The sequence below is a fragment of the Microbacterium hydrocarbonoxydans genome (assembly GCF_000956475.1).
Taxonomy (GTDB): Bacteria; Actinomycetota; Actinomycetes; order Actinomycetales; family Microbacteriaceae; genus Microbacterium; species Microbacterium hydrocarbonoxydans_A.
The window spans coordinates 147,551-171,692 of the sequence record NZ_JYJB01000006.1 but is presented as its reverse complement, the minus strand read 5'-3'; the positions used below and the strand labels follow the sequence as shown (position 1 = coordinate 171,692).

Sequence of the window (24,142 nt, the reverse complement as noted above, 5' to 3'; positions counted from 1 at the left end):
TGCTCAGTCGTTCTGCGGGAAGCCGAGATCGATGCCGGAGTGCTCGGAGCCGCCGCGTCGGGCGGGGTCGATCCAGCGCGCGGTGACGGCCTTCTCGCGCGTGAAGAACTCGAAGCCGTGCACACCGTACGCCTTCGCGTCCCCGAACAGCGACTGCTTCCAGCCGCCGAAGGAGTGGTACGCGACCGGCACCGGTATCGGCACGTTGATGCCGATCATGCCGACCTGCACCTCGTGCTGGAAGCGGCGTGCCGCGCCCCCGTCGTTCGTGAAGATCGCGGTGCCGTTGCCGAACCGCCCCGAGTTGATCAGCTCGACGCCCTCCTGGTAGCTGCCGATGCGCACGATCTGCAGCACCGGCCCGAAGATCTCCTCGGTGTACGCGCGCGAGTGCAGCGGCAGGTCGTCGATCAGCGTGGGGCCGAAGAAGAAGCCGCTCTCGCAGCCGTCGACCTGCACGCCGCGACCGTCGACCACGATGCGCGCACCATCGGCCTCGGCGATGTCGACGTAGGAGGCGACCTTGTCGCGGTGCGCGTCGGTGATGAGCGGCCCCATGTCGGGCTCGACGCCGTCGGCGCCCGCGCCGTCGCCGATGCGCAGCCGGCCGATGCGCTCGGCGATCCTGTCGATCAGCTCGTCGGCCACCGGTTCGACGGCCAGGACGACCGAGATCGCCATGCACCGCTCGCCTGCGGCACCGTATCCGGCGTTGACGGCCTGGTCCGCGACGAGGTCGAGGTCTGCATCCGGCAGCACGAGCATGTGGTTCTTGGCTCCGCCGAGGGCCTGGACGCGCTTGCCGTTGCGAGACGCCTCCTGGTAGATGTACTGCGCGATCGGAGTGGATCCCACGAACGAGATCGACTGCACACGCGGGTCGTTCAGCAGCCCGTCGACCGCGAGCTTGTCACCCTGGAGCACCGTGAACACCCCGTCGGGGAGCCCGGCCTCCTGCCAGAGCTCGGCCATCCACAGCGCCGCAGAGGGGTCTTTCTCGCTGGGCTTGAGCACCACGGCGTTGCCGACTGCGATCGCGATGGGAAAGAACCACATCGGCACCATGGCGGGGAAGTTGAAGGGGCTGATGATCCCGACCACGCCCAGGGGCTGCGTGAGGGAGTACACGTCGACGCCGGTCGAGGCGTTCTCGCTGAACGCGCCCTTGATCAGGTGCGGGAACCCGCACGCGAGTTCGACGACCTCCTGGCCGCGGAGGATCTCGCCCATCGCATCCGAGATCACCTTCCCGTGCTCGGCGGTGATGAGAGCGGCGAGCTCGCCCTTGCGGGCGTTCAGCAGCTCGCGGAAGGCGAACAGCACAGTCTGGCGCTTCGCGATGGAGTACCCGCTCCACTCCTCGAAGCCACGCTGGGCTGAAGCGATCGCCTGCTCGATCAGCGCCTCGTCGGCGAGCGCCAGGTGCCCGGTGACCTGTCCGGTCGCCGGGTTGTAGACCGGGGAGGTCCTGGTTCCCTCAGGCACGTGCTCCGCGCCGTCGACCCAGTGTCCGATCGTGCGGACCGCGATTGCCGTGCTCGTCATGCTCTCTCCTTCAGTGCGTGTTCGCCGAGCTCTTGGGCTGCGGCGGCTGTGGTGGCTTCTCCGATCGACGGATGGACCAGGCGCGCCGCGATGTCCACGGCGCTGAGGACGTCGCCGTCGGGCGGGAAGAGCAGTGTCCGCCCCACGGTGAGGCCGCGCACGCCCGGCAGCCCCAGCGCGTTCTCCCACGAGGCGAATCGCTCGTCGGGGTCTTCTCCGGAGTCGCCGCCGAGCAGCAGCGCGGGCATCGTCGTGGACGCCATGACCCTTTCCATCTCGTCGACGACCGGGAGCTTCATCCACGTGAACGCGCTGTCGCCGCCGAGGGCGGAGGCGATCGAGATCGACTGGATCACGGCATCCGGAGTCAGATCGTTGACGACCTTCCCCCCGTGGCGGCGGCTGAGGAAGGGCTCGAGCATGATCGGCACGCGGGCCGCGGCTGCGGCGGTGACCATCTCGGATGTCGAGGAGAGCGTGCTCGCGGTGGCCGGGTCGTCGAGATCGATGCGGATCAGCGCCTTCCCGAAGTCGATGCCGCGGTCGAGCATGGTCGGCACGTCGTACGCCGTGTAGCGGTCGTCCATCTCGAACGCGGAGCCCTGCAGGCCACCCCGGTTCATGGACCCGACGACCACCTTGTCGTCCAGGGCGCCCAGCATGGCGAGGTCGTCGATGATGTCGGGCGTGCCGAGCACGCCGTCGACGCCGGGATGGCTCAGCGCGACCGCGAGCCGTTCGAGCAGCGTGTATCGATCCGCCATCGCCATCGGGTCTCCCCCCGCAGCGAGCGATCCGCGCGCAGGGTGGTCGGCGGCGATGATGAACAGCCTGCCGTCGCCGCGCAGCACAGGTCTCCGTCGGCGCGCGGCGAGCGCCGTCGAGATCAGCTCGGGCTGGAACGCCCTGACGTCGCGCAGCCGCGCGAACTCCTCCGGGGTGATCACGGACATCTCAAGCTCCCTGCAGCAGTGCGTTGACTTCGGTGGCGTCAGGCATCGCCGTCGAGCACTCTCGACGAGAGGCGACGATGGCGCCTGCGACGTTGGCGAAGGCGAGGGTGCGCTCCAGGCTCCATCCCTCGAGCAGGCCGTGGCAGAGGGCTCCTCCGAAGGCGTCTCCCGCTCCGAGCCCGTTCACGACGTCGACGTGGTGCACCGGCACCTCGACCGTCTCCTCGCGGGTCTTGGCGAGCACGCCCTTCGGCCCCTGCTTGACGATCGCGAGCTCGACGCCGCGGTCGAGGAGCGCGTCGGCAGCGCGGTGCGGGTCGCTCTCCCCCACGGCGACGAGGCATTCCTCGCGATTGCCGACCGCGACGGTGACCTGCGCGAGCACAGGCTCGATCTGAGCCGTGGCATCGGACGCCTCGTCCCAGAACATCGGCCGGTAGTCGAGGTCGAGGATCGTGTGCCTTGCTCCGGCGCGGGCGGCGAGCGCGGCCTGGTGTGCGGCACGGCTGGGCTGCTCGCTGAGACCGGTCGTGGTGATCCAGAGGATGCCGGCGCCGCGCACGGCGTCGAGGTCGAGCTGGGCGGCGTCGACGTTCATGTCCGGTGCCTTGGGCTCGCGGTAGAAGTACAGCGGGAAGTCATCCGGCGGGAAGATCTCGCAGAACGTGAGCGGCGTCTTCAGCCCCGGGTCGGTCGCGACGAGCCGGTTGCCGACGCCGAGCCGCTCCAGTTCTGCGAGCAGGTAGCGACCGAACGGATCGTCTCCGACGCGGGACACGAGTTCGACCTCGTGCCCGTATCGCGCTGCGGCGACGGCGACGTTCGCCGCAGTGCCGCCGAGATACTTCCCGAAGGTCTTCACCTGGTCGAGCCCGAGGGCGTCCTCGAGGGGATACAGATCCACTCCGAGTCGCCCGATCGCGAGGATCTCAGGGGTGTCGCTCATCGTCACGCTCCATTGCAGTACGGCTTTGTCCTAACAATATCACATGGTTGTGGAATGCAGAATTGTCGCCCCGGATCAGCCAGGGAGAGCATGCTCACCGGATTGCGCCGCCGGAGGGGTAACATTGTCCTGACAATCGGTGCCGGCCGTCAGCCGCCCGATGGACAAGGAGCACCGCATGCCGAACGACGAGACCGTCTGGCCGGACGAGCTGTTCCACGATCTCGATCGGGCGGGTCCCGTGCCTCTCTACTTCCAGGTCTCACGCCGCCTCGAGGCGGCGATCCAGTCCGGTCGGATCCCGCCCGGCGCCCGCCTCGAGAACGAGATCGAGATCGGCCGGCGCCTCGGGCTGTCGCGCCCCACCATTCGGCGGGCTATTCAGGAGGTGGTCGACAAAGGGCTCCTCGTCCGCCGTCGCGGCATCGGCACGCAGGTCGTGCAGGGCCAGGTGACCCGCCAGGTCGAGCTGACGAGCCTGTTCGAAGATCTGAAGAACGCGCAGCACACTCCGACGACCCAGGTGCTGGTGCACGACGTGCGCCCGGCAGCCGACGACGTCGCCGAGCATCTGGGAGTGCTGGTGGGCTCGCCACTGCTGTACCTGCGGCGGCTGCGCAGCACCGACGGCATCCCCGTCGCTCTGATGGAGAACTTCCTCCCCGAGGAGCTCACCGACATCACCCGCGAGCAGCTCGAGGCGCAGGGGCTGTACCAGATCCTGCGCAGCCGCGGCGTCACGATCCGAGTCGCCAAGCAGCGCATCGGCGCCCGGGTCGAGCACGGCGACGAGGCGCAGCTCCTCGACGTCGACCGCGGCAGCCCCCTCCTCACGATGCAGCGCACAGCCTACGACGCGGCCGGACGGGCGATCGAGTACGGCGTGCACTGCTACCGCCCCGACATGTACAGCTTCGAGACGACGCTCGTCGCGAAGTGACCGTCCCGCGAGACGACGAAGGAGGCGCCCGTCGAACGGACGCCTCCTCGTGTCGCCGCCGGGCTACCTCTTGTCGGCCAGGCAGCGCGTCAGTTCCGACGCGGAGTAGAAGTAGCTGCCGGAGCTGATCGGCGTGCACCCCTCGGGGAACGCGGTCTCCTGCTCGTTGTAGAGCATGCGCACGATGGTCCTGCCGTGCGAGTTCTGGAACACATCCCACTGCAGGTTCGCCGCCATCGGCGCGACCTGTGCTCCGCGCCACGGGTTGCCTGCATAGTCGAATAGCTCCCCGGCAGGCTGCTGCACGGTGCTCCCCGGCAGTTCGAGCAGTGCCGCGAGCGGGATCATCTCCTCTGCGTGCGCGAATCGGAAGTCCGCAGCCGCGGTCTCCTGACCAGCGGCGACCGCCTCGACATGGTCGAGGAAGGCGTCCACGAGCACGTGCGCCATGCGATAGGTCACGTCGGAGCCGGCGAAGGCCGGGCCCTTGTCGTAGAAGTCGGCGGCGTCGGAGAGGTACGCGAAAGTCGCGGCATCCTCGTCCGTGAGATAGGGCGTCATGTCGATCGCCGCATCCTGATCCATCCCGGGTGCGATCACGTAGAGCTCGGAGAGGTACGAGGCCACGTCGACCACGGTGCGCAGGTGCGTCTTGCCCTTGCCGCTGTCGACCAGGTCGAACTCGCCCGCGTCGATGCGGGCGATGAAATCGGCGGTGAAGAGCCTGCTCACCACGTCGCGCGCGGTCGAGGCGATGACGGGCAGCTGCTCGAGCTCGTCATGGACCGCCGCGAGCTGCGCCGATTCCTCGTAGGCGAGGTAGGCGGGATCGGTGTCGTGGAAGTACAGCAGATCGAGATCCGCGACCTGGGGCTGGATCAGCTCCGCGAGGTCGTCATCGGCCTCCTCCAGTCCGATCACGAAGTTGTCGGCGCTCTCGACCGCGCGGTCGACACCGGAAGAGACGATTCGGATCGGCCGATCGTCATCCTCGGCGTCGTCGAACAGCGATTCCATCCGCTCGACGGCGCGCTCGGCGATGCCCTGCTGCTCCGCAGCTCCGCGCGTGCTCAGCGATCCGTAGCCGAGTTGCTCGTGCACGGCGATGATCTCCTGCAGGTCGGCTCCGAGCTGCTCACCGAGGGGCGTGAGCCCTGCGGACGTGTGCGCGATCTGCCACAACTGCCACAGCAGGTCGTCGTACTTCTTGCTCGACAGCAGCCGGGAGCCGTGTCGGCTCACATGCTCGAGGAGCACCGGCTCGAAGCCGGAGGGCGGGTTGTGATAGTCGTCCTCGTCCTGGAACGGCTCGTACACCGCTTTCGTGCCGTACAGATTGCCGATCGTGCGGACGTCGGCGAGCTGATCGCCGTGGTGGTGATGACGAGCAGCCTCGGACGCGGAGGCGGTCGTCGGGAGCAGCGCTGCTCCGACGACGGCCAGTGCGACCAGTGCGCCTGCGCCGGTGCGGGTTCGGGTGCGTAATCGATGATGAGACATGGGAACTCCTTCTCTCGTTTGTCAGGACATTAGGATGTCCACACAGAGAAGTCAATCCCCTCCGGGATGCGACGAACCCCGGGCCGCCCGTGGCTGTCCGGGGTTCGTCGGCCGATTCAGAGGGCGGCGATGCGCCAGGATGCCGCGTGCTCGGCACCGGGCTCGAGCACGACGAGGTCGGTTCCGGAGTTGAAGGCGTCGGGCGGGCACGTCATCGGCTCGACCGCGAGGCCGATGCGATGGATGCCGTCGAGGCCCGGGTTGTCGGCCGTGTGGATCTGCACCCACGGGCAGCGCTCGTCCCAGGTCATCGCGACGCCGGTTCCGGCATCCGTCACCAGGCGCACCTCGGCGATGCCGTCGGTGCGCGTCAGTCCGGTGAAGGCGTGGTCGATGAACACGTCGCCGATCACGCGCGACTCACGGAAGTCCCACTCCGGATGCTCGGAGACCGGCTCCACGGCGACGGGGCTCAGCCGGTCGGGGGTGACGGTGAGGACCTCGGATGCCGGGAGCAGGAGAGTCCACGCGTCGACCGCGGGCGCCTGGCGTTTCGTCTCGGTCGCCGGCGCACCCTCGCTCAACGACCGGGAGGCACCCGCCACGAGATACGGGTGCGGACCCGTGCCCCAGGGGGCGGCATCCGCTCCGAGGTTGCGAGCCGTGACCGTCTGCTGCAGGCCGTTCTCGTCGAGCCGGTACTCGGTCTCGACCTCGACCCGGAACGGGTAGCCCGTCTGCGGCTCGATCACGGCGACCAGCACGACGCGGTCATCTTCGATCACGCGGTCGGCGTACTCGGCCCACGAGAGCAGGCCGTGCAGCGCCTGGCCGCGCTCCGGCTCGGTGAGGGCGAGCTGGTGCTCGACGCCGCCGAACTCGTAGCGCCCGTCGACGATGCGGTTGGGCCACGGCGCGAGCGTGGTCCCGCGATAGCCCGGGCGCACCTCGTCGGCGTCGAAGGGCACGACCAGGTCGCGGCCCTCGAAGGTCAGCGAGCGCAGCGAGGCGCCGACGCTGGCGATGACGGCCTCGTAGCCGCCGAAGGCGATCCGCAGCTGGCGCCCGGAACGGGGCGTTTCGTCTCGCGCGACGACCGACGTCATCACAGACCCTGGGCGAGGCGGTAGTACGCCTGGTTCCAGCGGACCTGCTTCTGGAACTCGATGAGCGTCGTCTCCTCGTCGATCACGAGCAGCTCGACCTCCGCCATCTCGGCGAAGTCGCGGAAGGCCTCGATGCCGACTGCCGTCGACATGACCGTGTGGTGCGCCGCGCCCGCCGTCAGCCAGGCCGCTGCCGAGGTGTTGAAGTCGGGAGCCGGCTTCCAGACCGCACGGCCGACCGGGAGCTTGGGCAGCGAGGCGCGCGGCTCGACGTTCTCGACGACGTTCGCGGTGAGGCGGAAGCGGTCGCGCATGTCGCTGAGCGCGACGACGACAGCAGGGCCGGAGTCGGCGGTGAAGACCAGGCGCACCGGGTCGTCCTTGCCGCCGATGCCGAGCGGGTGGATCTCGAGCGTGGGCTTCGCGGTCGTGAGGGACGGCGAGACCTCGAGCATGTGCGCGCCGAGGATGAGCTCGTCGCCGGGGGTCATGTCGTAGGTGTAGTCCTCCATGAGGCTCGCACCACCGGGCAGGCCCGCGCCCATCACGTTCGCGATGCGCACGAGGATCGCGGTCTTCCAGTCGCCTTCGGCGCCGAAGCCGTAGCCCTCCGCCATCAGGCGCTGCACGGCGAGACCCGGCAGCTGCTTGAGCTCACCGAGGTCTTCGAACGAGGTGGTGAAGGCGCCGAAGCCGCCCTCCTCGAGGAACGAGCGCAGCCCGATCTCGATCGCGGCGCCGTCTCGGAGCGACTGGTGCCGCTCGCCGCCCTTGCGGAGCTCGGGAACGACCTCGTACAGCTCCTCGTATTCGGCCACGAGAGCGTCGATCGCGTCCTCGGACGCGGCGGCGACGGCCTCCGCCAGCTCGTTCACGCCCCAGGTGTTGACCTGCACGCCGAAGCGCAGCTCTGCCTCGGTCTTGTCGCCCTCGGTGACGGCGACGAAGCGCATGTTGTCGCCGAAGCGGGCGAGCTTGAGGTCGCGGCTCGCGGCGAGACCGGCGGCGGCGCGCTGCCAGACGCCGAGCTCGCGCTGCACGCGCGGGTCGGATGCGTGGCCGACGATCGTCTTGCGGGGCACACCCAGGCGGGTCTGGATGTAGCCGAACTCGCGGTCGCCGTGCGCGGCCTGGTTCAGGTTCATGAAGTCGAAGTCGATGTCGGCCCAGGGCAGCTCGACGTTGGCCTGCGTGTGCAGGTGCGCGAGCGGCTTCTGCAGCGCGTCGAGGCCGGCGATCCACATCTTGGCCGGGCTGAAGGTGTGCATCCACGCGACCAGGCCGATCACCTTGTCGTCGGCGTTCGCCTCGAGGGCGGTGCGCTTGATCGCGGCGGAATCGGTGAGCACCGGCTTCCAGACGATCTTGACCGGCACGTCGCCTGCCTCGTCGAGCAGACGGGCGATCTCCTGCGACTGCTCGGCGACCTGCGCGAGCGTCTCGGGGCCGTACAGGTGCTGGCTGCCGGTGAGGAACCAGACCTCGTACTGGTCGAGGGAGGTGGTGAGCTTCGGCATGGTGCGTCCTTAGAGTGCAGTGGTGGCGGCGGCTTCGATGGCGAGGCCTGCGCGGTAGCGGTCGAGGTAGGCGGTGAACCCGGCGACGTCTGCGGGGTCGGGGTCGGCGACGGAGACGGATGCCGCGGCGAACACGGTCTCGTCGAGGTAGGTGGCCAGGGGCTCGGCGTGGCCGAGGTAGGAGGCGAGCACGGCGATGCCCCACGCCCCGCCCTCGGAGGCGAGCTCGCCGACGGCGACGGGAGCCCCGAGGGCACCGGCGAGGAAGCGCTGCGCGACGCCCGCGGTGCGGAACATGCCGCCGTGCGCGAACATGCGGTCCAGGCCCACACCCTCGGCGGTGAGCACCTGCATGCCCAGCGCGAGCGTTCCGAATACGCCGTACAGCTGTGCGCGCATGAAGTTCGCGAGCGTGAAGGCGCTGTCGGGCGTGCGCACGAACAGCGGGCGGCCCTCGTCGAGCCCTGCGATGGGCTCGCCTGCGAGGTGGTTGTAGGCGATCAGGCCACCGGCATCCGCTTCTCCGGCGAGCGCCTCGCGGAAGAGAGCGTCGAAGGCGGCGTCGTCGCTCACCGGGTTCCCCGCAGCGGAGGCGAACCGGGTGAACAGCCCCGCCCAGGCCGCGAGCTCTGACGCGCCGTTGTTGCAGTGCACCATGGCGACCGCGTCGCCGGCCGGCGTGGTGACGAGGTCGAGTTCGTGGTGCACCTCGCCGAGCGGGCGCTCGAGCACGACCATCGCGAAGATGCTGGTTCCCGCACTCACGTTGCCCGTGCGCGGGGCGACCGAGTTCGTGGCGACCATGCCGGTGCTGGCGTCGCCTTCGGGCGGGCACAGCGGGATGCCGGCGGGCGTCGTCCCCGTCGGGTCGAGCAGCAGGGCGCCCTCGTCGGTCAGCGCGCCTGCCGCGGCACCCGCGGGCAGCACCGCGGGGAGCAGCGCGGTAAGGGGCGCCGGAAGCCGGTCGGCGGCGAGCGCGTCGTATGCCTGCAGCATCCGCTCGTCGTAACCGCCGGTCGTCGAGTCGATCGGGAACATGCCCGAGGCGTCACCGACGCCGAGCACCCGCTCGCCCGTGAGCTTCCAGTGCACGTAGCCGGCGAGCGTGGTCACGAAATCGAGCTGCGGCACGTGCGCCTCGGCGTCGACGACAGCCTGGTGCAGGTGCGCGATCGACCAGCGCAGCGGGATGTTCACACCCAGCAGCTCGGTGAGCTCGGATGCCGCCACCCCGGTGTTCGTGTTGCGCCAGGTGCGGAACGGCACGAGCAGGTCGCCCGCCGCATCGAAGGCGAGGTAGCCGTGCATCATGGCCGAGATGCCGATCGCGCCGAAGGTCGCGGGCCGCACGCCGTAGCGGTCGTGCGCGTCGGCGACGAGGTCGGCGAACGCCGACTGCAGACCCGACCAGACCTCGTCGAGGCCGTAGGTCCACAGCCCCTCTTCGAGCCGGTTCTCCCAGGAGAACGCGCCGGTGGCGACCACCTCGGTGGCGTCGGAGCCGATCAGGCACGCCTTGATGCGGGTGGAGCCGAACTCGATGCCGAGGCTCGTGCGGCCGGCGAGGATGTCGTCGCGCGCGGTGCTCATCGGCGTGTGTCCGCGCTCTGACCGTACACGTTCTGGTACCGGTTGAAGAGGCTGTCGATCGCCTCCTGCGGGATGGGGATGAGCGGCCCCGCCTCGCGGGCGAGGTGCACGGTGCGCGCGACGTCCTCGACCATGACGGCGGCCTTCACGGCGTCCTTCGCGTCCACGCCGATCGTGAACGGTCCGTGGTTCTGCATGAGCACCGCACGGCTGCGGTGCCCACGCAGGGTCTCGACGATCCCGCGGCCGATCGAGTCGTCGCCGATGATGGCGAAGGGGCCGACCGGGATGGGTCCGCCGAACTCGTCCGCCATGGCGGTGATCACGCAGGGGATCTCCTCGCCGCGCGCAGCCCAGGCGACGGCATAGTCGGAGTGGGTGTGCACGACGCCGCCGACCTCGGGCATGTTGCGGTACACGTAGGCGTGCGCGGCGGTGTCGCTGGACGGGCTGCGGTCGCTGCCGGGAGTGCCGGGGATGACGTTGCCGTCGAGGTCGCACAGGATCATGTTGTCTGCGGTCAGGTCGTCGTAGGAGACGCCCGAGGGCTTGATCACGAACAGGTCGGCGCCGGGCACGCGGCCAGAGACGTTGCCGCCGGTCCAGACGACGAGGTTGTAGCGGACCAGCTCGCCGTGCAGTCGGGCGACGTCCTCGCGGACGGTCTGGATGGCGGCTTCGACCTCGGGGGTGAAGGCGGGGGCTTCGCTGCTCACTGCTACCTCATCGTGGGTGTAAGGGTGATTACCGTGACCGGTCACAGTAGTGTGACACGGCGTCGCCGGGGGCGTCAACCGGGGCGCGCTGCTCAGCGCGGAGCGGCGACCGATTCGCGCTCGACGAGCTCGGGCGCGACGGGAGCGAGATCGGATGCCGCGGCATCCGCTCCTCCGACCAGGGCGGCCACCGCCCTCCGCGCCAGTTCGTCGAAGTCCTGACGCACGGTCGTCAGCTTGGGCCAGTAGTACGCGGCGTCGGGGACGTCGTCGAAGCCCACCACGCTGATGTCGGCCGGCACCGAGAGCCCGGCCTCGTGCAGGCCGCTCAGCAGCCCGAGCGCCATCTGGTCGTTCGCGGCGAAGACCGCAGTGGCTCCGGCCTCTCGCACGGCCACTGCGGCGGCATACCCCGACCCCGCCGACCAGTCCCCGACGATCACGGGGCCCGGCTGCAGACCGCGGGCGTCGAGCTCGGCCGCCCAGCCCTCGGCGCGGGATTCCGCCTCGAGCCAGTCCGCAGGTCCCGCCAGGTGCGCGATGCGCGTATGCCCGGCGTCGGCCAGGGCCGCCACCGCCAGCCGCGCACCGGCCGCCTGGTCCACCGACAGGCCACGCGACCCTCGGCCCGCGGAATGCAGGGTGACGACCGGCACGTTCACGTCGAGCGCGTCGAGCGCCTCGAGCGTGCGCGCATGCGGAGCGACGACCACGATGCCCTCGACGCCCTGCGCGATCAGATGGTCGACAGCCGACACCACCGCGGCCGCGTCTCCCGCGTCGGCGAACGCCGCGCTGACCCAGTAGCCGGCGCCGCGGGCCGACGTCTCGATCGCGGCGATGCTGCGCGACGGACCGTACTGCAGCGCATCGGAGGCGAGGATGCCGATGGTCCGCGAGCGCCGCGTGCCCAGGGCCCGCGCGGCGTTGTTCATGCGGTAGCCGAGCTCCGCCATCGCGGCGAGGACCCGTTCCTTCGTGTCGGCCGCGACCTCGGGGTGGTCGTTGAGCACCCGCGACACGGTCTGACGCGAGACGCCGGCCAGCGCCGCGACGTCGCGCACGCCTGCCGTGCGTCTCTGGGCGCCGCTCGACTCACTCACGCGGTTGAGTGTACGGCGTCAGGGCGCCCCGGCATCCCGCCGTCATGCCAGGCTGGTCTCATGCGCATCGCTCTCACTGGTTCATCGGGCAAGCTCGGCCGCGTCGTCGCACGCGAGCTGCGGGCTCAGGGTTACGAGGTCATCGGGATGGATCTGCACGGGCCACGCGGCGCCGACTTCGTGCAGGTGGACCTGACCGACTACGGGCAGGTGGTCGACGCGTTCACGGCCGTCGGCGACCGTCATGACGGCATCGATGCGGTCGTGCATCTCGGAGCGATCCCCGCCCCCGGCATCCGCAGCGATGTCGCGACCTTCCACAACAACATGCCGGCGACGTTCAACGTGTTCTGGGCGGCGGTGCGACTCGGCATCCGCCGCGTCGTCTACGCGTCCAGCGAGACCGTCCTCGGCCTGCCGTTCGACGTGCCGCCGCCCTACATCCCCGTCGACGAGGAGTACCCGGCCCGCCCGGAATCGGTGTACTCGCTCGTGAAGACGCTCGAGGAGCAGCTCGCGACCGAGCTCGTGCGCTGGCATCCCGATCTGTCGATCACGGCGCTGCGCTTCTCCAACGTGATGGATCCGGAGGACTACGCCGCCTTCCCTTCGTTCGACCAGGACGCGATGCTGCGCAAGTGGAACCTGTGGGGCTACATCGACGCACGGGACGGCGCTCAGGCGGTGCAGCGGGCCCTCGAGGTCGCAGCTCCCGGCTTCGACCGCTTCATCATCGCGGCGGCCGACACCGTGATGAGTCGCCCGAACGCCGAGCTGATCGCCGAGGTCTTCCCCGGCGTCCCGGTCACCCGCGAGATCGAGCCGAACGAGACGCTCCTGTCGATCGACCGGGCGCGGCGCGTGCTCGGCTTCGAGCCGCGCCACTCCTGGCGCGATCACGTCTGATCCCGGCCCCGCTAGTCGCGCTTGCGGGTGACCGCGCGCTGCAGAAGGACGAACACGAGCAGGATGCCGCCGGTGATGATGGTCGTCATCTCGGGAGGGATGCCGCCGTCGCGCGTGATCAGCACGGTCATGAGCCCGAGCACGAGGGCTCCGACGACCGATCCGAGCACGTAGCCGTATGCGCCGGTGAGGACGGTTCCGCCGATCACAGCCGCGGCGATCGCGTCGAGCTCCCAGCCGATGCCGGTGATGTTCTGCGCCGTGCCGAGGCGCGAGGTGTAGAGCACCGCGGCGAGACCGGCGAGCGAGCCGCTGATCACGTACACGAGCACCTTGGTGCGATGCACCGGCAGTCCCATCAGTAGAGCCGAGTTCTCCGAGCCGCCGATCGCGTACACGGTGCGGCCGGTGCGCGTGCGATGCAGGACGAAGAAGGCGGCGAGCACGACGACGATCGCGATGATCACGGCAGGGGTGATGACCAGGTCGTTCACCTTCGGGCCGTCGACGATCTTGATCTTGTCGGAGAGCGTGCGGATCGCCGAGTCGTCGGGCAGCTGCTCGGGCTTGGTGCTCAGCAGCGAGGCGAGCCCGCGGCCGAGGAACATCATGGCGAGCGTCGCGATGAACGGCTGCACGTTGAAGTACCTGATCAGCACGCCCGAGACCAGTCCGAACACCGAGCCGATGGCGATCATCGTGACGATCACCGCAACGGGGTTCCATCCGGCGTTCGACAGCATGACGCCGGCGACCGAGGAGACCGCGATGACCGATCCCACCGACAGGTCGATGCCGCCCGTGATGATGACGAAGGTCAGCGCGACCGCCAGCACGATCACGTGCGCGTTGTTGATGAGCAGGTTCGACAGGGTGCTCGCCTGCACGATGCGCCCGTAGGCCACCTCGCCGTAGACGATCATGCCGATGAAGATGACGACGGAGGCGATGGTCGGGACCACCGACGGGTTCGCCGTGATCATGCGGCGCACGCGATCTGCGAGCCCCGCTTCCCTGCCCTGGACTGGTGCCGCTGCGATGGCGCTCATGCCGCAGCCTCCTCTTTCACGATCTCGACCCGGGGTGCAGGTGCCGCGGTCTTCCGCCGGCGCTGGAACCAGCTGCGCACCCGGTCGGACTGCAGCAGGCAGATGGCGACGATCACGATCGCCTTGAACGCGGGAGTCGCCGAGGAGGAGACCCCGAGGTACAGCACGGTCTTGTCGAGCGTCGCGATCAGCAGGGCGCCGACGAAGGCGCCGCTGAGCGAGAACTTGCCGCCCGCGAGCGAGGCGCCTCCGATCACGACCGCGAGGATCGCGTCGAGCTCGAGCTGATAGCCGGTGCGGGAGATGTCGACCGTCATGACGCTGCCGACAGACATGACTCCGGCGATACCGGCGAGGATGCCGCTGAGGATGTAGGCGGTCAGCAGCAGCCCCTTGGGCTTGATGCCGGCCATCCGGCTCGCCCTCGGGTTGATGCCGATGGCCTCGATCATCAGGCCCAGCGCGCTGCGGCGCACGACCCAGGCCACGAGGACCACGATCAGCACGGCGAGGATGAAGACGACCGGGATGCCGATCACGAAGCCGTTCGCGATCCACCGGAACGGGTCGCTCGACGCGGCGGTGTTCTGGCCGCCCGTGATCACCTTCGCGACGCCGCGGCCCGCGAGCATCAGCACGAGGGTCGCGATGAAGGGCTGAAGCCCGACATAGGCGACGAGGATGCCGTTCACGGCGCCGAGGATGCCGGTGATCAGCAGTGACAGCCCCACGGCGGCGAGAGCGACGCCGATCGAGGTCGAGTCGCCGGCCGCGGCCAGGAACTCCATCGAGACGGCGCCGGAGACGGCCATGAGAGATCCGACCGAGAGGTCGATGCCGCCGGTCGCGATCACGAGCGACATGCCGATCGCAATCATCATGACGGGGGCAGCCTGACGGAGGATGTCGATCAGGTTGCCGACCAGGTGGCCGTTGTTCGGGTTGATCGAGATCGCCAGGTAGGTCGGATCCTTGATCACGTTCAGCGCGAGCAGCGCGACGATCGCGATGATGCCCCAGAAGAACGGCTTGTGGATCAGATCGCGCCACAGGGACGCGCGGGTGGGGGCGCTCATCGGATCTCCTCCTCGAGAGTCGCGGATGCGGGTTCCGCCTCGTGCACGGCGATCGCGGGGAGCTCCTCTTCGAGGGTCTCGGCCGCGGCCTCGACGCCGTGCGCGGCGATCACGTCGACGATCTCCTGCGCGGTCACGTCGGGGCCGTTCTGGATCTCGCCGATCTTGCTGTGGTCCTTGAGCACGACGATGCGCTCGGAGAGGCGGACGACCTCTTCCAGCTCGGAGGACACGAAGACGACCGCGACGCCGGTGTCGGCGAGCTCGGCCACCGCCTCCTGGATCTCGGCCTTCGCTCCCACGTCGATGCCGCGGGTCGGCTCGTCGAGGATGAGCAGCTCGGGCTCGGTGGCGAGCCAGCGGCCGAGCAGCACCTTCTGCTGGTTGCCGCCGGAGAGGTTCTTGATCATGCGCTCCGGGTCGGCGGGGCGCACGTTGAGCTCCGTGATGTACTTCTCGACGATCGCGTCCTGCTCCTTGCGCGGCATGGGCCGCGCCCAGCCCCGCTTCGCCTGGACGGCGAGGATGATGTTCTCGCGGACCGTGAGGTCGCCGATGATGCCCTCGTCACGGCGGTTCTCGGTCGAGAACGCGATGCGCTGCGCGAGCGCGGCCGAGGGAGAGGTGAGGTCTGTCTTGCGGCCCTTGACCGTGATCTGACCCGATTCGGAGCGGTCGGCGCCGTACAGCAGGCGCGCGAGCTCGGTGCGGCCGGAGCCCAGCAGACCCGCGAAGCCGACGACCTCGCCGGGGCGGATGTCGAGGTCGGTCGCGTTCACTGCACCGGTGCGGGAGATGCCGGATGCCGACAGGAACGCGGCCTCGTCGGCGTCGCGCGGAGCGGTGCGGCGGTTACCTCCGAGCGATTTCAGCGCGTCGAGGTCCTTGCCGATCATCTTCGAGATGAGCGCGTGCCTGTCGAGGTCGCGGGTGAGGTACTCGCCCTCGTACTGTCCGTTGCGCAGCACCGTGAGCCGGTCGCTGATCGCGTAGATCTGGTCGAGGAAGTGCGAGACGAAGAGGATCGCGACGCCCTGATCGCGAAGGGTGCGCATGACGGAGAAGAGACCTTCGACCTCTGCCGCGTCGAGGCTCGAGGTCGGCTCGTCGAGGATCAGCACCTTGGCCTTGATGGCCATCGCGCGGCTGATGGCGACGAGCTGCTGCATCGCGATGGAGAGCGTCGAGAGCGGCTTGTGGGTGTCGAGGTAGTCGAGGCCCAGCCGGGCGAGGGCCTCGGTGGCCGCTCGGTGCGTGGCGCGCCAGTTGACTCCGAACGGGCCGCGGATCTCGTGCCCTAGCATCACGTTCTCGCCGATCGTGAGGTTGGGCGCGAGATTCACCTCCTGGTAGACCGTGGAGATCCCGGCGGCCTGGGCGTCGCCGGTGCCGGCGAAGCTGCGCTCCTGGCCCGCCACGACGATCGATCCGGCGTCGATCCGGTAGACGCCCGTGAGCGCCTTGATCAGGGTCGACTTTCCGGCGCCGTTCTCGCCCATGAGCGCGTGCACCTCGCCCTGGAAGAGGCGGAAGTCGACACCGTCGAGCGCCTTCACTCCGGGGAATTCGATGGTGATTCCGCGCATCTCGACGATGGGCAGTTCTTCGTTCATCGCTGTCTCTCAGTCTTTTCCGGCCCTGGAGGCGGTGCGCGGTGCGCACCGCCTCCAGGTCACGGGGTCGTGCTCAGTACTTGCGGTCCGCGAGGACGGCCTTGGCCGCCTCGGCCGAGTCGAACGCCTCGCTCGGGACGACGATGTAGGACTCGACCTTGTCGCCGTCGAGGGCCTTCTTGACGACGTCGAGAGCGGTCTCGCCGAACAGCGGGTTGTACTCGTGCACGTAGCTGAGCTGACCGTCGGCGAGCGCCTGCATGGCGTTCTTGGTGCCGTCGATCGTGGCGATCTTCACGTCGGTGCCGATCACGAGGCCGGCTTCCTCAGCGGCCTGAGCGGCGCCGAGGCCCATCTCGTCGTTCTGCGCGAACACGAACTGGATGTTGTTGTTGTTGGCCTTGAGCATGGTCTCGAAGACGCTCTTGCCCTCTTCGGCCGACCAGTTGGCGGTCTGCGCGTCGAGCTTGACGAGCTTGGAGTCGCCCAGGCCCGCTTCGAAGCCCTCGTTGCGCTCGTTCACGACGCCCACGCCTGCCGGGCCTTCGAGGACGACGTAGTTGCCGCCGTCGGGGAACTCAGCCGCGGCCCACGAGCCGACCTCCTTGGCGACCTCGACGTTGTCGGGCGCGATGCGGGTGACGTACAGGCTGGTGTCGTCGGGCTCGATGCCGCGGTCGAGCAGGATGACCGGGATCTCGGCCTCCTGTGCGAGCTTGAGCGAGTCCTCCCAGCCGCTGGCCTCGGTGGCCGACAGCAGGATGACGTCGACGCCCTCGTCGACGAACGACGTGAAGGCGTCGATCTGCGACTTCTGGTCGAGGTTCGTGGCCGGAGCGTACTTGAGCTCGAAGCCGGCGTCCTCGGTGAACGTGTCCTGGATGTTCTGCTCGTTGGCCTCGCGCCAGGCTCCCTCGGGGCCGACAGCGACGAAACCGACCGTGGTGAGCTCGCCCGAGTCTCCGCTGCCGCCGTCGCCACCGGCGTCGCCGCCACCGCTCGAGCATGCAGCCAGCCCGAATGCGAGCGCGCCGACAGCGGCGAGCCCCAGAACGGTACGAGTGCGCTTCATTGCAGACATTGATCTCCTCCTCGAGATTCCGGGTCGATCCCCGGGTTGGACCTGACCCGGTCCGGTGTGATTACAGAACGACGTGGGTGCGCCGTGCGGATCATGTTACCGGGAACAATTTCTGGAACACAAGCATGTTCGGAAAACTCGAGCCGTTCGTGACCAATTCGTTGTTACCGGACACACCTCAGCGGTCGGAAGGGTCGAGCTCCGCGGCGATCATCTCCACGATGCTGTCGACCGTGACGCCAGGCCCGTTGCTGAGCTCGCCGATCTTGTCGCGGTCCTTGAGCACCACGATCCGATCGCTGAGCCGCACGACCTCCTCGAGCTCGGCCGAGATGAACACCACTCCGACGCCGTCTCCGGCGAGCTGGCTCACCCGGCGCTGGATGTCGAGTTTCGCCGCGATGTCGATGCCTCTGGTCGGCTCGTCGAGGATCAGCACGTGAGGCCTGACCGCGAGCGCCCGCGCCAGCAGGAGCTTCTGCTGAGTACCGCCCGAGAGCAGCTTCGCCGGCCGGGCGAGGTCTGCGGGGTCGAGGTGCAGGGTCTCGACGTAGGTCTCGGCCAGCGCGGCCGTCTCGGCCGGAGACAGGGGCCTCGTCCAGCCTCGCAGCGCCTGCAGCGACAGCACGATGTTCTCGCGTGCCGTCAGATCTCCGATGATGCCGTCGGCGCGGCGGTTCTCCGCCGACATCGCGATGCGATTGCGCAGGGCCGACGAGGGCGTGCGCAGCTGCACGTGATCGCCGTCGACCACGATCTCCCCGCTGTCCGCGCGGATCGATCCGCTCAGCAGCGATGCGAGCTCGGTGCGTCCGGAGCCGCGGAGCCCCGCGAGCCCGACGATCTCGCCGCGGTGCACGTCGATGTCGATCGGGTCGAGCTCGCCTCGCCGCCCGACCGCGGTGGCGCGCAGCGCAGGCACTCCGTCCGCGGCGTAGTGGTGGGCCTTGCGCTCCGATCCCAGCGCCCGCAGCGCCTCGAGATCCTTGCCGAGCATCTGCGAGATCAGATCCGCCCGCTCGAGTTCGCGGGTCGGGGTCTCGGCGATCCGCCGGCCGCCGCGGAGCACCGTCATGCGGTCGCTGATCGCGAAGGCCTGCTCGAGGAAGTGCGAGACGAAGAGGATCGCCACCCCGCGGTCGCGAAGTCCTCTGATCACCCGCATCAGCACGTCGACGTCGGCCTGATCGAGGCTCGAGGTCGGTTCGTCGAGCACGAGGATGCGCGGGTCGTCGACGACCGAGCGCGCGAGCGCGACGAGCTGCTTCTGCGCGGGCGACAGCATGGTCATCGGGGTCTTCGGGTCCATGTCGTCGAGCCCGAGGCGCGCCAGCGCGTCGGCGGCATCCGCTCTCGTGCGACGCCAGTCGATGCCGAAGCGTCCTCGCCGCTCGCGACCGAGCATGACGTTCTCGGCCACGCTCAGAGTCGGACCGAGCTGGGTCTCCTGGAACACCGTGGCGATACCAGCGGCGCGCGCGTCGGCGACGCCGGAGAATCTGCGCTCCTCCCCCGCCACGACGACGCTGCCCGCGACCGGGGTGCAGGTTCCGGTGAGCACGCCGATCAGCGTCGACTTGCCGGCGCCGTTCTCGCCCATCAGGGCGTGCACCTCACCGGGGAAGAGCCGGAAGTCGACGTCGTCGAGCGCGACGACGTCGGGGAATTCCACGCGGATGCCGGTGAGCTCGACGATCGGGACGACCATCAGCGCACCTCCCGCGGCGCCGCGCTGGATCCGCGGGCGACGAGTTCGGTGGGGATGCGGGTCAGCTGCGGCAGCTCGCGCTCCTCGAGCGCGGCGCGCAGCATCTCGACGACCGCGCCGCCGAGGGCGGTGAAGTCCTGCCGCACGGTCGTCAGCGGCGGGAGGAAGTGGCGCGCGAGCGGCACATCGTCGAACCCGACGATGCTGAGGTCTTTGGGCACCTCGAAGCCCTTGTCGTGGAGGCCGTGGATGAGCCCGATCGCCATGTCGTCGTTCGCCACGAACACCGCCGTGTAGTCGGGCAGGCGGTTCAGCCCCTTGGCGAAGTCGTAGGCGAAGTCGGCGGTCCAGTCGCCCACGACGATCGGCCGCTCGCGGATGCCCCACGACTTGGCCCTGGCATGGAAGGCGCGTTCGCGCGCGCGGGCGTCCAGCCAGTCGAGGGGCCCTGCGATGTGGAGGATGTCGCGATGTCCCAGCGCCACGAGGTGATCGACGACCAGCCCGGTCCCCGCCTGCTGATCGATCGAGACGGTGAGGAAGGTGGGGTCGGCATCGGCCTTCACGACGAGCATCGGCACGTTCAGGGAGATGCGGCGCAGCGCCGCAACGGAAGACGAGCGCGGGGCGATCACGCACAGCGCGTCGACGCCCTGCGCCGTGAGGTTGTCGACCGCGTCCTGCGGCGAGAGGGTGTCGCCCTCGTGCAGGGCGACCGCCGTGACCGAGTAGCCCGAGGTGCGCGCGGCCATCTCGACGGCGCGGAGGATGCTGGTCGGCCCGAAGGACACCGCGCTCTCGATGATCACGCCGATCCGGCGGGTGCGCTGCGTCGCGAGTGCGCGGGCGACCATGTTCGGCCGGTAGTCGAGCTCCTCGATCGCCTCGAGCACCCGCCGACGCGTGTCGGGCTTGATGTTCGGATGATCGTTCAGGACGCGCGAGACGGTCATGTGCGAGACGCCGGCGAGGTCCGCCACGTGGCGGATGCCGGGTTTGTCGGAACCGAGGCTGGCCATGCGCACCTCCGTCGGTCTCGCCTGGGGAGATGTTACCGAGAACAGTCAGGAACGCACAATCTCGTCGCCGACACGGGCCACCGATGGTGCGCGAAACCGCCGCCTCCCGCACCTCCAGGCGACCACAACCCGCACCACGACACACAGGGCCGAGGCATCCGTCGATGCCCCGGCCCCGCGTCAGATCCGACCCGTCACCTCGCGCAGGTGCCCGCGAGGTAGGCGAACTGCAGGTTCTCGGTGACACGGGTGCCGTCGGCATCCGCCCCCAGCTCCACCTGCACGGTGCCCGCGGGGAACGACGCCAGACGCGTCGCCTGCGCGATCGACGAGCGGGCGCCCGGCTGCACGTCCGACAGCGCCTTGCTGCCGTACGGGGTGGAGACCGAGATGTCCGTCGGCACCTCGCCCGTGTTCGTCACCGTCAGCACCAGCTGCGCCTTGCCCGCGACACAGCGCACCGATGTCGACACCGCGGCATCGAGGTCGGGCGCAGCCGCCGCGGTGAAGGCGAGCGTGTACGTGCGCGTGGATCCCGAGGCAGACGTGACGGCGACCGTGGCGAGCCCGCCGTCATCCGCCTGGGTCACGGCGACCGTCGCGTCGCCGTCTACCGCGACCGCGCGCACGGTCGGGAAGGACTCCCCCGGCCACGGCACCTGGTACGCCTCGACATCAGCTGCGAATCCGCGCAGCGGTGCTCCGTCGAGGGTGATCGCGGCGAGCGTGTCGACCGTCGAGGGGCTGGGAGCCGCGGCGTACAGCTCGACCTCGGACACGATCATGTGGGTCGCGGCGCGAGCGGTCATGACGACCCGCACAGCATCCGCCTGCACGCCGTTCATCGGCACCTCGACGATCGGGGCGGTGCCGTCGGCGGGCACCGGCACGTCGACCGTTCCCATCGAGGTCCATGATCCCGAGCCCGAGCGGTACTCGACCGACAGCGACTGCGGCCAGCTGTTCGAGGATCCGTCCTGGTAGAAGTAGATCTTCGCGCTCTGCATGGTCGCCGCGTGCGCGAGTGCGTAGGTCAGCGTGTCCTGCGTGTTCTTGGTGCCCGAACGCCAGTTCGACCAGCCCTTGTCGGCCGTCATGCCGTTCGTGGTGCGGTAGACGCTGTAGCTCGAGCTCTCGGTGAAGGTGGCGGATGCCGTGCTCGCCGGCGCGACGTTCGCCGCGGTCGGCGTCGTCACGATCACCGACAGGGTCGCCGGCAGCTCGGCTCCGTCTGGGCTCTTCGCGGTGCCGTGGACGGTCACGACTCCGGGGGCCGAGAACCTGGCGTCGGCGTTGCCCGACCAGTCCCATACGACGGGCAGGGCGACCTTCTGGTCGGTCGCACCCACGGCCGCGGGAACCGTCGCCGGCGCAGCGGCCTTCACGGTCGCGGCAGGCACCCCGGCGTACGTGGTCAGAGAGACCGGATCCGTGAGCGCGACAGCCCCCACCTCGACGACGGCGGTCGCCTGGAAGGCGACCCCGAACAGGTCGGTGCCGCTGCCTGTGATCGTCTTGGTCCCGGCGACGGTCCAGTCGACTCCAGCCGTGTTCCAGGTGACGGATGCCGTGCGCTCCACGCCTCCGCGGTACACGAGGGTCGCGTTCGCCGGCAGCTCGGCCGCGGCGCCGATCACGGCGCCGATCGCGACCTGCTCGACCTCGACCAGGCCGGTGTCGGCGAGCGTCCACAGCTGGTTGGTGCCGTCGTTCGAGGTCCACAGACCCACTCCGGCCCCGTCGGCCGAGCTCTGCCCGTTCACGTCGAGCACGCGTTCGTTCGAGACGCTGAGGATCGAGAACCGCGCGCCGTCAGTGGTCGACGAGATCCACTGCAGCGCCGGGTCGCTCGCCGCCTGTTCGGGCGTCGCGCTCGTCAGCGTGACGCCTCCCGCGGACTCGGCGAGGAAGCGCCCATCGCCCGCCTGCAGCGCGAAGCGGTGCCGGTCGGTGCCACCGCCAGCGAGCGTGCGCACCGTCCAGGTCTGCGCGGTTGCGGCATCCGCCGTCGTGGCCGAGGTGCGGATAACCGCAGCCGTGCCTGACGCGGCGAGCGCCTTGCCGCTCTGCACGCCGAAGAGCTGGTAGCTGCGTCCGTCGCGCAGGGCGACCGCGTCATCCGAGACGCCGGAGACTCCGGAGACCACGAGCGTGACGACCGACTTGCCCGGCACAGTGACGGTGGCCGATCGGGTCGCCGCGTTCACCGGCACCGCTGCGCCCTCGATCAGAGCGTTCGAGGTGGGATCGGCCTCGGTCGACTGGGTCGTGACGATCGGAGTGACCGTCGCCCCCGCGGCGATCGTGCCGAAGCGAGACAGATCGATGGTCAGATCGCGAGGGGACGCTTCGGTGTTGACGTGCACGAGGGTGGCGCCGTCGCCGGCGGCCGAGACGGCCGCGGTGGTCTGGGCGTTGCCGGAGGGGATGAGAGCGTCGCCCGGGTGGATGTAGTGCGTGAAGTTGCGCACCGTGTTGTACTTCGCATTCGTCTTCACCTGGCAGCTCGGGTCGGCGTCGCCGTCGGCGATGCGTCGCTCGGAGTCGCCCTCGGCGTTGCAGTCGAAGTCCACCAGGACCGATCCCCAGTTCAGATCCTCGACCTTCTCCATGTTGTACGCGTCTTCGACGGGCTGCCAGAACACCCAGGCGCTCGGCTCGAGCTCGCGCAGGTCGTCGACGATGCGACCGGCCATGCCCAGGCCGTTCTCGATGTTCGTGAGGTTGTGGCCCGTGCCGTCCCAGTCGCCTTCGACCTCGCTCATCCAGAGCGGCTTGTCGGCGCTCTTCGCGATGTCGCGGACGACGAGGCGCCCTGAGGTGCCGTAGGTGTGCACGTTCAGCTGGTCGACCTCGGCCTTGGAGGCGTCGCTCCAGGCGTTCCAGTTCGTGGCGAAGATCGAGGGATTGGTCTCGTCCATCGCCGAGATCGGCACCTTCGTCGTCGTACCCGGCTCGGCGAGACGGGCCGCGAGCGCCTGGATCATCTGATCCTGCGCTGCGGGGCCGATGTGCGCGCCCTCCTGACGGCTCGCCGAGGTCGGCCAGCCATCAGCGCCGAGAGTCGTCGACCAGTAGTTCGTGTTCGGCTCGTTGAAGGGGTCGAGGCTGTCGAAGCGGATGCCGTGCTCCTGCTCGATGTGCTCGACGACCGTGACGAGGTAGTCGGCGAACGCGTCCATGTCGGCGGCGGAGAGCTGCTCGGTGCTGCCGTTGCCGATGCCACCGGAGACATAGCCGCTCTGGGTGAGGAAGTACGGCGGGGAGTTGCTGAAGGCCTCCCAGTGCGTGATCTTCCCCTTGAGCGCGTCGATCCACCATCGCTGGGTTGCGTCGGCGTCGAAGTCGTAGCTCGCCGGGTCGTCGCCGTCCCAGGCCGCGCGGTAGGTCGCGCGGTCGGCGTAGGTGGAGCTCGCGAGATCGGGATTCCACCAGCCCTCGACCGCGCCACCGGGGCGCAGGTAGTCCGGAACGTCTGTCGCGTTGCCGCCGCCGATGTTGTAGCGCGCGATGTTGAGGTTCAGCCCGTCATCGCCGAAGACCTTGTCGAGCAGATCCTGACGCACATCGTCTGGATAGCCGCCCGTGGCGTTGGCGAACCAGACCAGGCTCGTGCCCCACCCTTCGAAGGGATCCGACGCGTAGCCGGGGTTCGGGGTGATCGTGATCGGGATCGCGGCGGCGGATGCCGCGGGCGCTCCGGTCACCAGCAGGCCGGCGCCGATGGCGCAGACGCCGAGCGCTGCAAGGGATCTCTTCGACTTCATCGTCTGT

General features: G+C 69.2%; 18 protein-coding genes. 2 read left to right on the top strand and 16 right to left on the bottom strand.

The genetic code is table 11. From position 1 onward, the window contains the following. Positions 1-3 precede the first annotated feature (3 nt). Genes RS84_RS04365 through iolC form a run of 3 tightly spaced genes read right to left on the bottom strand, consistent with a single transcriptional unit; the run spans position 4 to position 3,444 of the window. Positions 4-1,545: a CoA-acylating methylmalonate-semialdehyde dehydrogenase gene (locus RS84_RS04365; protein WP_045256535.1), complete on the bottom strand. Its 1,542-nt coding sequence runs from the start codon at positions 1,543-1,545 to the stop codon at positions 4-6. Continuing rightward, a complete protein-coding gene (locus RS84_RS04360; protein WP_045256534.1) occupies positions 1,542-2,498 on the bottom strand; it encodes a class I fructose-bisphosphate aldolase in 957 nt (318 codons plus the stop codon). The genes RS84_RS04365 and RS84_RS04360 overlap by 4 nt, the downstream gene beginning before the upstream one ends. 1 nt (position 2,499) lies before the next feature. Then, entirely contained in the window at positions 2,500-3,444 is a 945-nt protein-coding gene (gene iolC / locus RS84_RS04355) for a 5-dehydro-2-deoxygluconokinase (RefSeq protein WP_045256533.1), read from the bottom strand. Between the two features lie 178 nt (positions 3,445-3,622). Here iolC and RS84_RS04350 point away from each other — a divergent pair, with 178 nt between their 5' ends. Next, entirely contained in the window at positions 3,623-4,384 is a 762-nt protein-coding gene (locus RS84_RS04350) for a GntR family transcriptional regulator (protein ID WP_045256532.1), read from the top strand. 63 nt (positions 4,385-4,447) lie between these two features. Here RS84_RS04350 and RS84_RS04345 read toward each other — a convergent pair whose 3' ends face one another. The 6 genes from RS84_RS04345 to RS84_RS04320 all read right to left on the bottom strand — a co-directional run bounded on the left by RS84_RS04345 (position 4,448) and on the right by RS84_RS04320 (position 11,916). Next, complete coding sequence (locus RS84_RS04345) at positions 4,448-5,884, bottom strand: histidine-type phosphatase (RefSeq protein ID WP_045256531.1); 1,437 nt, start codon at positions 5,882-5,884, stop codon at positions 4,448-4,450. A gap of 116 nt (positions 5,885-6,000) precedes the next feature. Beyond that, the gene (locus RS84_RS04340) at positions 6,001-6,990 is read right to left on the bottom strand and encodes an aldose 1-epimerase family protein (protein WP_045256530.1); all 990 of its coding nucleotides are present in this window, start codon (positions 6,988-6,990) and stop codon (positions 6,001-6,003) included. Beyond that, positions 6,990-8,507, bottom strand: a complete 1,518-nt coding sequence (gene araA / locus RS84_RS04335) for an L-arabinose isomerase (RefSeq protein WP_045256529.1) — start codon at positions 8,505-8,507, stop codon at positions 6,990-6,992. The genes RS84_RS04340 and araA overlap by 1 nt, the downstream gene beginning before the upstream one ends. A gap of 9 nt (positions 8,508-8,516) precedes the next feature. Further along, positions 8,517-10,097, bottom strand: coding sequence for a xylulokinase (locus tag RS84_RS04330; protein WP_045256528.1), 1,581 nt, complete (start codon positions 10,095-10,097; stop codon positions 8,517-8,519). Next, positions 10,094-10,813 carry an L-ribulose-5-phosphate 4-epimerase gene (locus RS84_RS04325; protein WP_045256527.1) on the bottom strand — a complete coding sequence of 240 codons (720 nt, stop codon included), beginning with the start codon at positions 10,811-10,813 and terminating at the stop codon, positions 10,094-10,096. Before RS84_RS04325 ends, RS84_RS04330 begins: the two co-directional genes overlap by 4 nt. Positions 10,814-10,905: 92 nt before the next feature. Then, positions 10,906-11,916 (bottom strand): LacI family DNA-binding transcriptional regulator, encoded by a 1,011-nt coding sequence (locus RS84_RS04320; protein ID WP_045256526.1) that lies wholly within the window; start codon positions 11,914-11,916, stop codon positions 10,906-10,908. Between the two features lie 60 nt (positions 11,917-11,976). Here RS84_RS04320 and RS84_RS04315 point away from each other — a divergent pair, with 60 nt between their 5' ends. Then, a complete protein-coding gene (locus RS84_RS04315; RefSeq protein WP_045256525.1) occupies positions 11,977-12,822 on the top strand; it encodes an NAD-dependent epimerase/dehydratase family protein in 846 nt (281 codons plus the stop codon). Positions 12,823-12,833: 11 nt separating this feature from the next. On the opposite strand, the gene RS84_RS04310 is transcribed toward RS84_RS04315, so the two are convergent. From RS84_RS04310 to RS84_RS18870, 7 genes are all read right to left on the bottom strand, one after another. Then, positions 12,834-13,871, bottom strand: a complete 1,038-nt coding sequence (locus tag RS84_RS04310) for an ABC transporter permease (protein ID WP_052676209.1) — start codon at positions 13,869-13,871, stop codon at positions 12,834-12,836. After that, the gene (locus RS84_RS04305; protein WP_045256524.1) at positions 13,868-14,947 is read right to left on the bottom strand and encodes an ABC transporter permease; all 1,080 of its coding nucleotides are present in this window, start codon (positions 14,945-14,947) and stop codon (positions 13,868-13,870) included. Before RS84_RS04305 ends, RS84_RS04310 begins: the two co-directional genes overlap by 4 nt. Further along, complete coding sequence (locus tag RS84_RS04300) at positions 14,944-16,560, bottom strand: sugar ABC transporter ATP-binding protein (RefSeq protein ID WP_045256523.1); 1,617 nt, start codon at positions 16,558-16,560, stop codon at positions 14,944-14,946. Before RS84_RS04300 ends, RS84_RS04305 begins: the two co-directional genes overlap by 4 nt. A gap of 73 nt (positions 16,561-16,633) precedes the next feature. Further along, positions 16,634-17,641 carry a substrate-binding domain-containing protein gene (locus tag RS84_RS04295; protein WP_045256522.1) on the bottom strand — a complete coding sequence of 336 codons (1,008 nt, stop codon included), beginning with the start codon at positions 17,639-17,641 and terminating at the stop codon, positions 16,634-16,636. 178 nt (positions 17,642-17,819) lie between these two features. Beyond that, positions 17,820-19,349 carry a sugar ABC transporter ATP-binding protein gene (locus tag RS84_RS04290; RefSeq protein WP_045256521.1) on the bottom strand — a complete coding sequence of 510 codons (1,530 nt, stop codon included), beginning with the start codon at positions 19,347-19,349 and terminating at the stop codon, positions 17,820-17,822. After that, the gene (locus RS84_RS04285; protein WP_045256520.1) at positions 19,349-20,368 is read right to left on the bottom strand and encodes a LacI family DNA-binding transcriptional regulator; all 1,020 of its coding nucleotides are present in this window, start codon (positions 20,366-20,368) and stop codon (positions 19,349-19,351) included. The genes RS84_RS04290 and RS84_RS04285 overlap by 1 nt, the downstream gene beginning before the upstream one ends. Positions 20,369-20,562: 194 nt before the next feature. Further along, positions 20,563-24,135: a glycoside hydrolase gene (locus tag RS84_RS18870; RefSeq protein ID WP_082062031.1), complete on the bottom strand. Its 3,573-nt coding sequence runs from the start codon at positions 24,133-24,135 to the stop codon at positions 20,563-20,565. Positions 24,136-24,142 lie beyond the last annotated feature (7 nt).

Bases quoted from the DNA above. Each gene is read 5' to 3' on its own strand.
- RS84_RS18870 (WP_082062031.1), bottom strand. From the start codon at position 24,135: ATGAAGTCGAAGAGATCCCTTGCAGCGCTCGGCGTCTGCGCCATCGGC.
- araA (WP_045256529.1), bottom strand. From the start codon at position 8,507: ATGCCGAAGCTCACCACCTCCCTCGACCAGTACGAGGTCTGGTTCCTC.
- iolC (WP_045256533.1), bottom strand. From the start codon at position 3,444: ATGAGCGACACCCCTGAGATCCTCGCGATCGGGCGACTCGGAGTGGAT.
- RS84_RS04360 (WP_045256534.1), bottom strand. From the start codon at position 2,498: ATGTCCGTGATCACCCCGGAGGAGTTCGCGCGGCTGCGCGACGTCAGG.
- RS84_RS04310 (WP_052676209.1), bottom strand. From the start codon at position 13,871: ATGAGCGCCATCGCAGCGGCACCAGTCCAGGGCAGGGAAGCGGGGCTC.
- RS84_RS04365 (WP_045256535.1), bottom strand. From the start codon at position 1,545: ATGACGAGCACGGCAATCGCGGTCCGCACGATCGGACACTGGGTCGAC.
- RS84_RS04300 (WP_045256523.1), bottom strand. From the start codon at position 16,560: ATGAACGAAGAACTGCCCATCGTCGAGATGCGCGGAATCACCATCGAA.
- RS84_RS04315 (WP_045256525.1), top strand. From the start codon at position 11,977: ATGCGCATCGCTCTCACTGGTTCATCGGGCAAGCTCGGCCGCGTCGTC.
- RS84_RS04295 (WP_045256522.1), bottom strand. From the start codon at position 17,641: ATGTCTGCAATGAAGCGCACTCGTACCGTTCTGGGGCTCGCCGCTGTC.
- RS84_RS04285 (WP_045256520.1), bottom strand. From the start codon at position 20,368: ATGGCCAGCCTCGGTTCCGACAAACCCGGCATCCGCCACGTGGCGGAC.
- RS84_RS04290 (WP_045256521.1), bottom strand. From the start codon at position 19,349: ATGGTCGTCCCGATCGTCGAGCTCACCGGCATCCGCGTGGAATTCCCC.
- RS84_RS04340 (WP_045256530.1), bottom strand. From the start codon at position 6,990: ATGACGTCGGTCGTCGCGCGAGACGAAACGCCCCGTTCCGGGCGCCAG.
- RS84_RS04350 (WP_045256532.1), top strand. From the start codon at position 3,623: ATGCCGAACGACGAGACCGTCTGGCCGGACGAGCTGTTCCACGATCTC.
- RS84_RS04305 (WP_045256524.1), bottom strand. From the start codon at position 14,947: ATGAGCGCCCCCACCCGCGCGTCCCTGTGGCGCGATCTGATCCACAAG.
- RS84_RS04345 (WP_045256531.1), bottom strand. From the start codon at position 5,884: ATGTCTCATCATCGATTACGCACCCGAACCCGCACCGGCGCAGGCGCA.
- RS84_RS04330 (WP_045256528.1), bottom strand. From the start codon at position 10,097: ATGAGCACCGCGCGCGACGACATCCTCGCCGGCCGCACGAGCCTCGGC.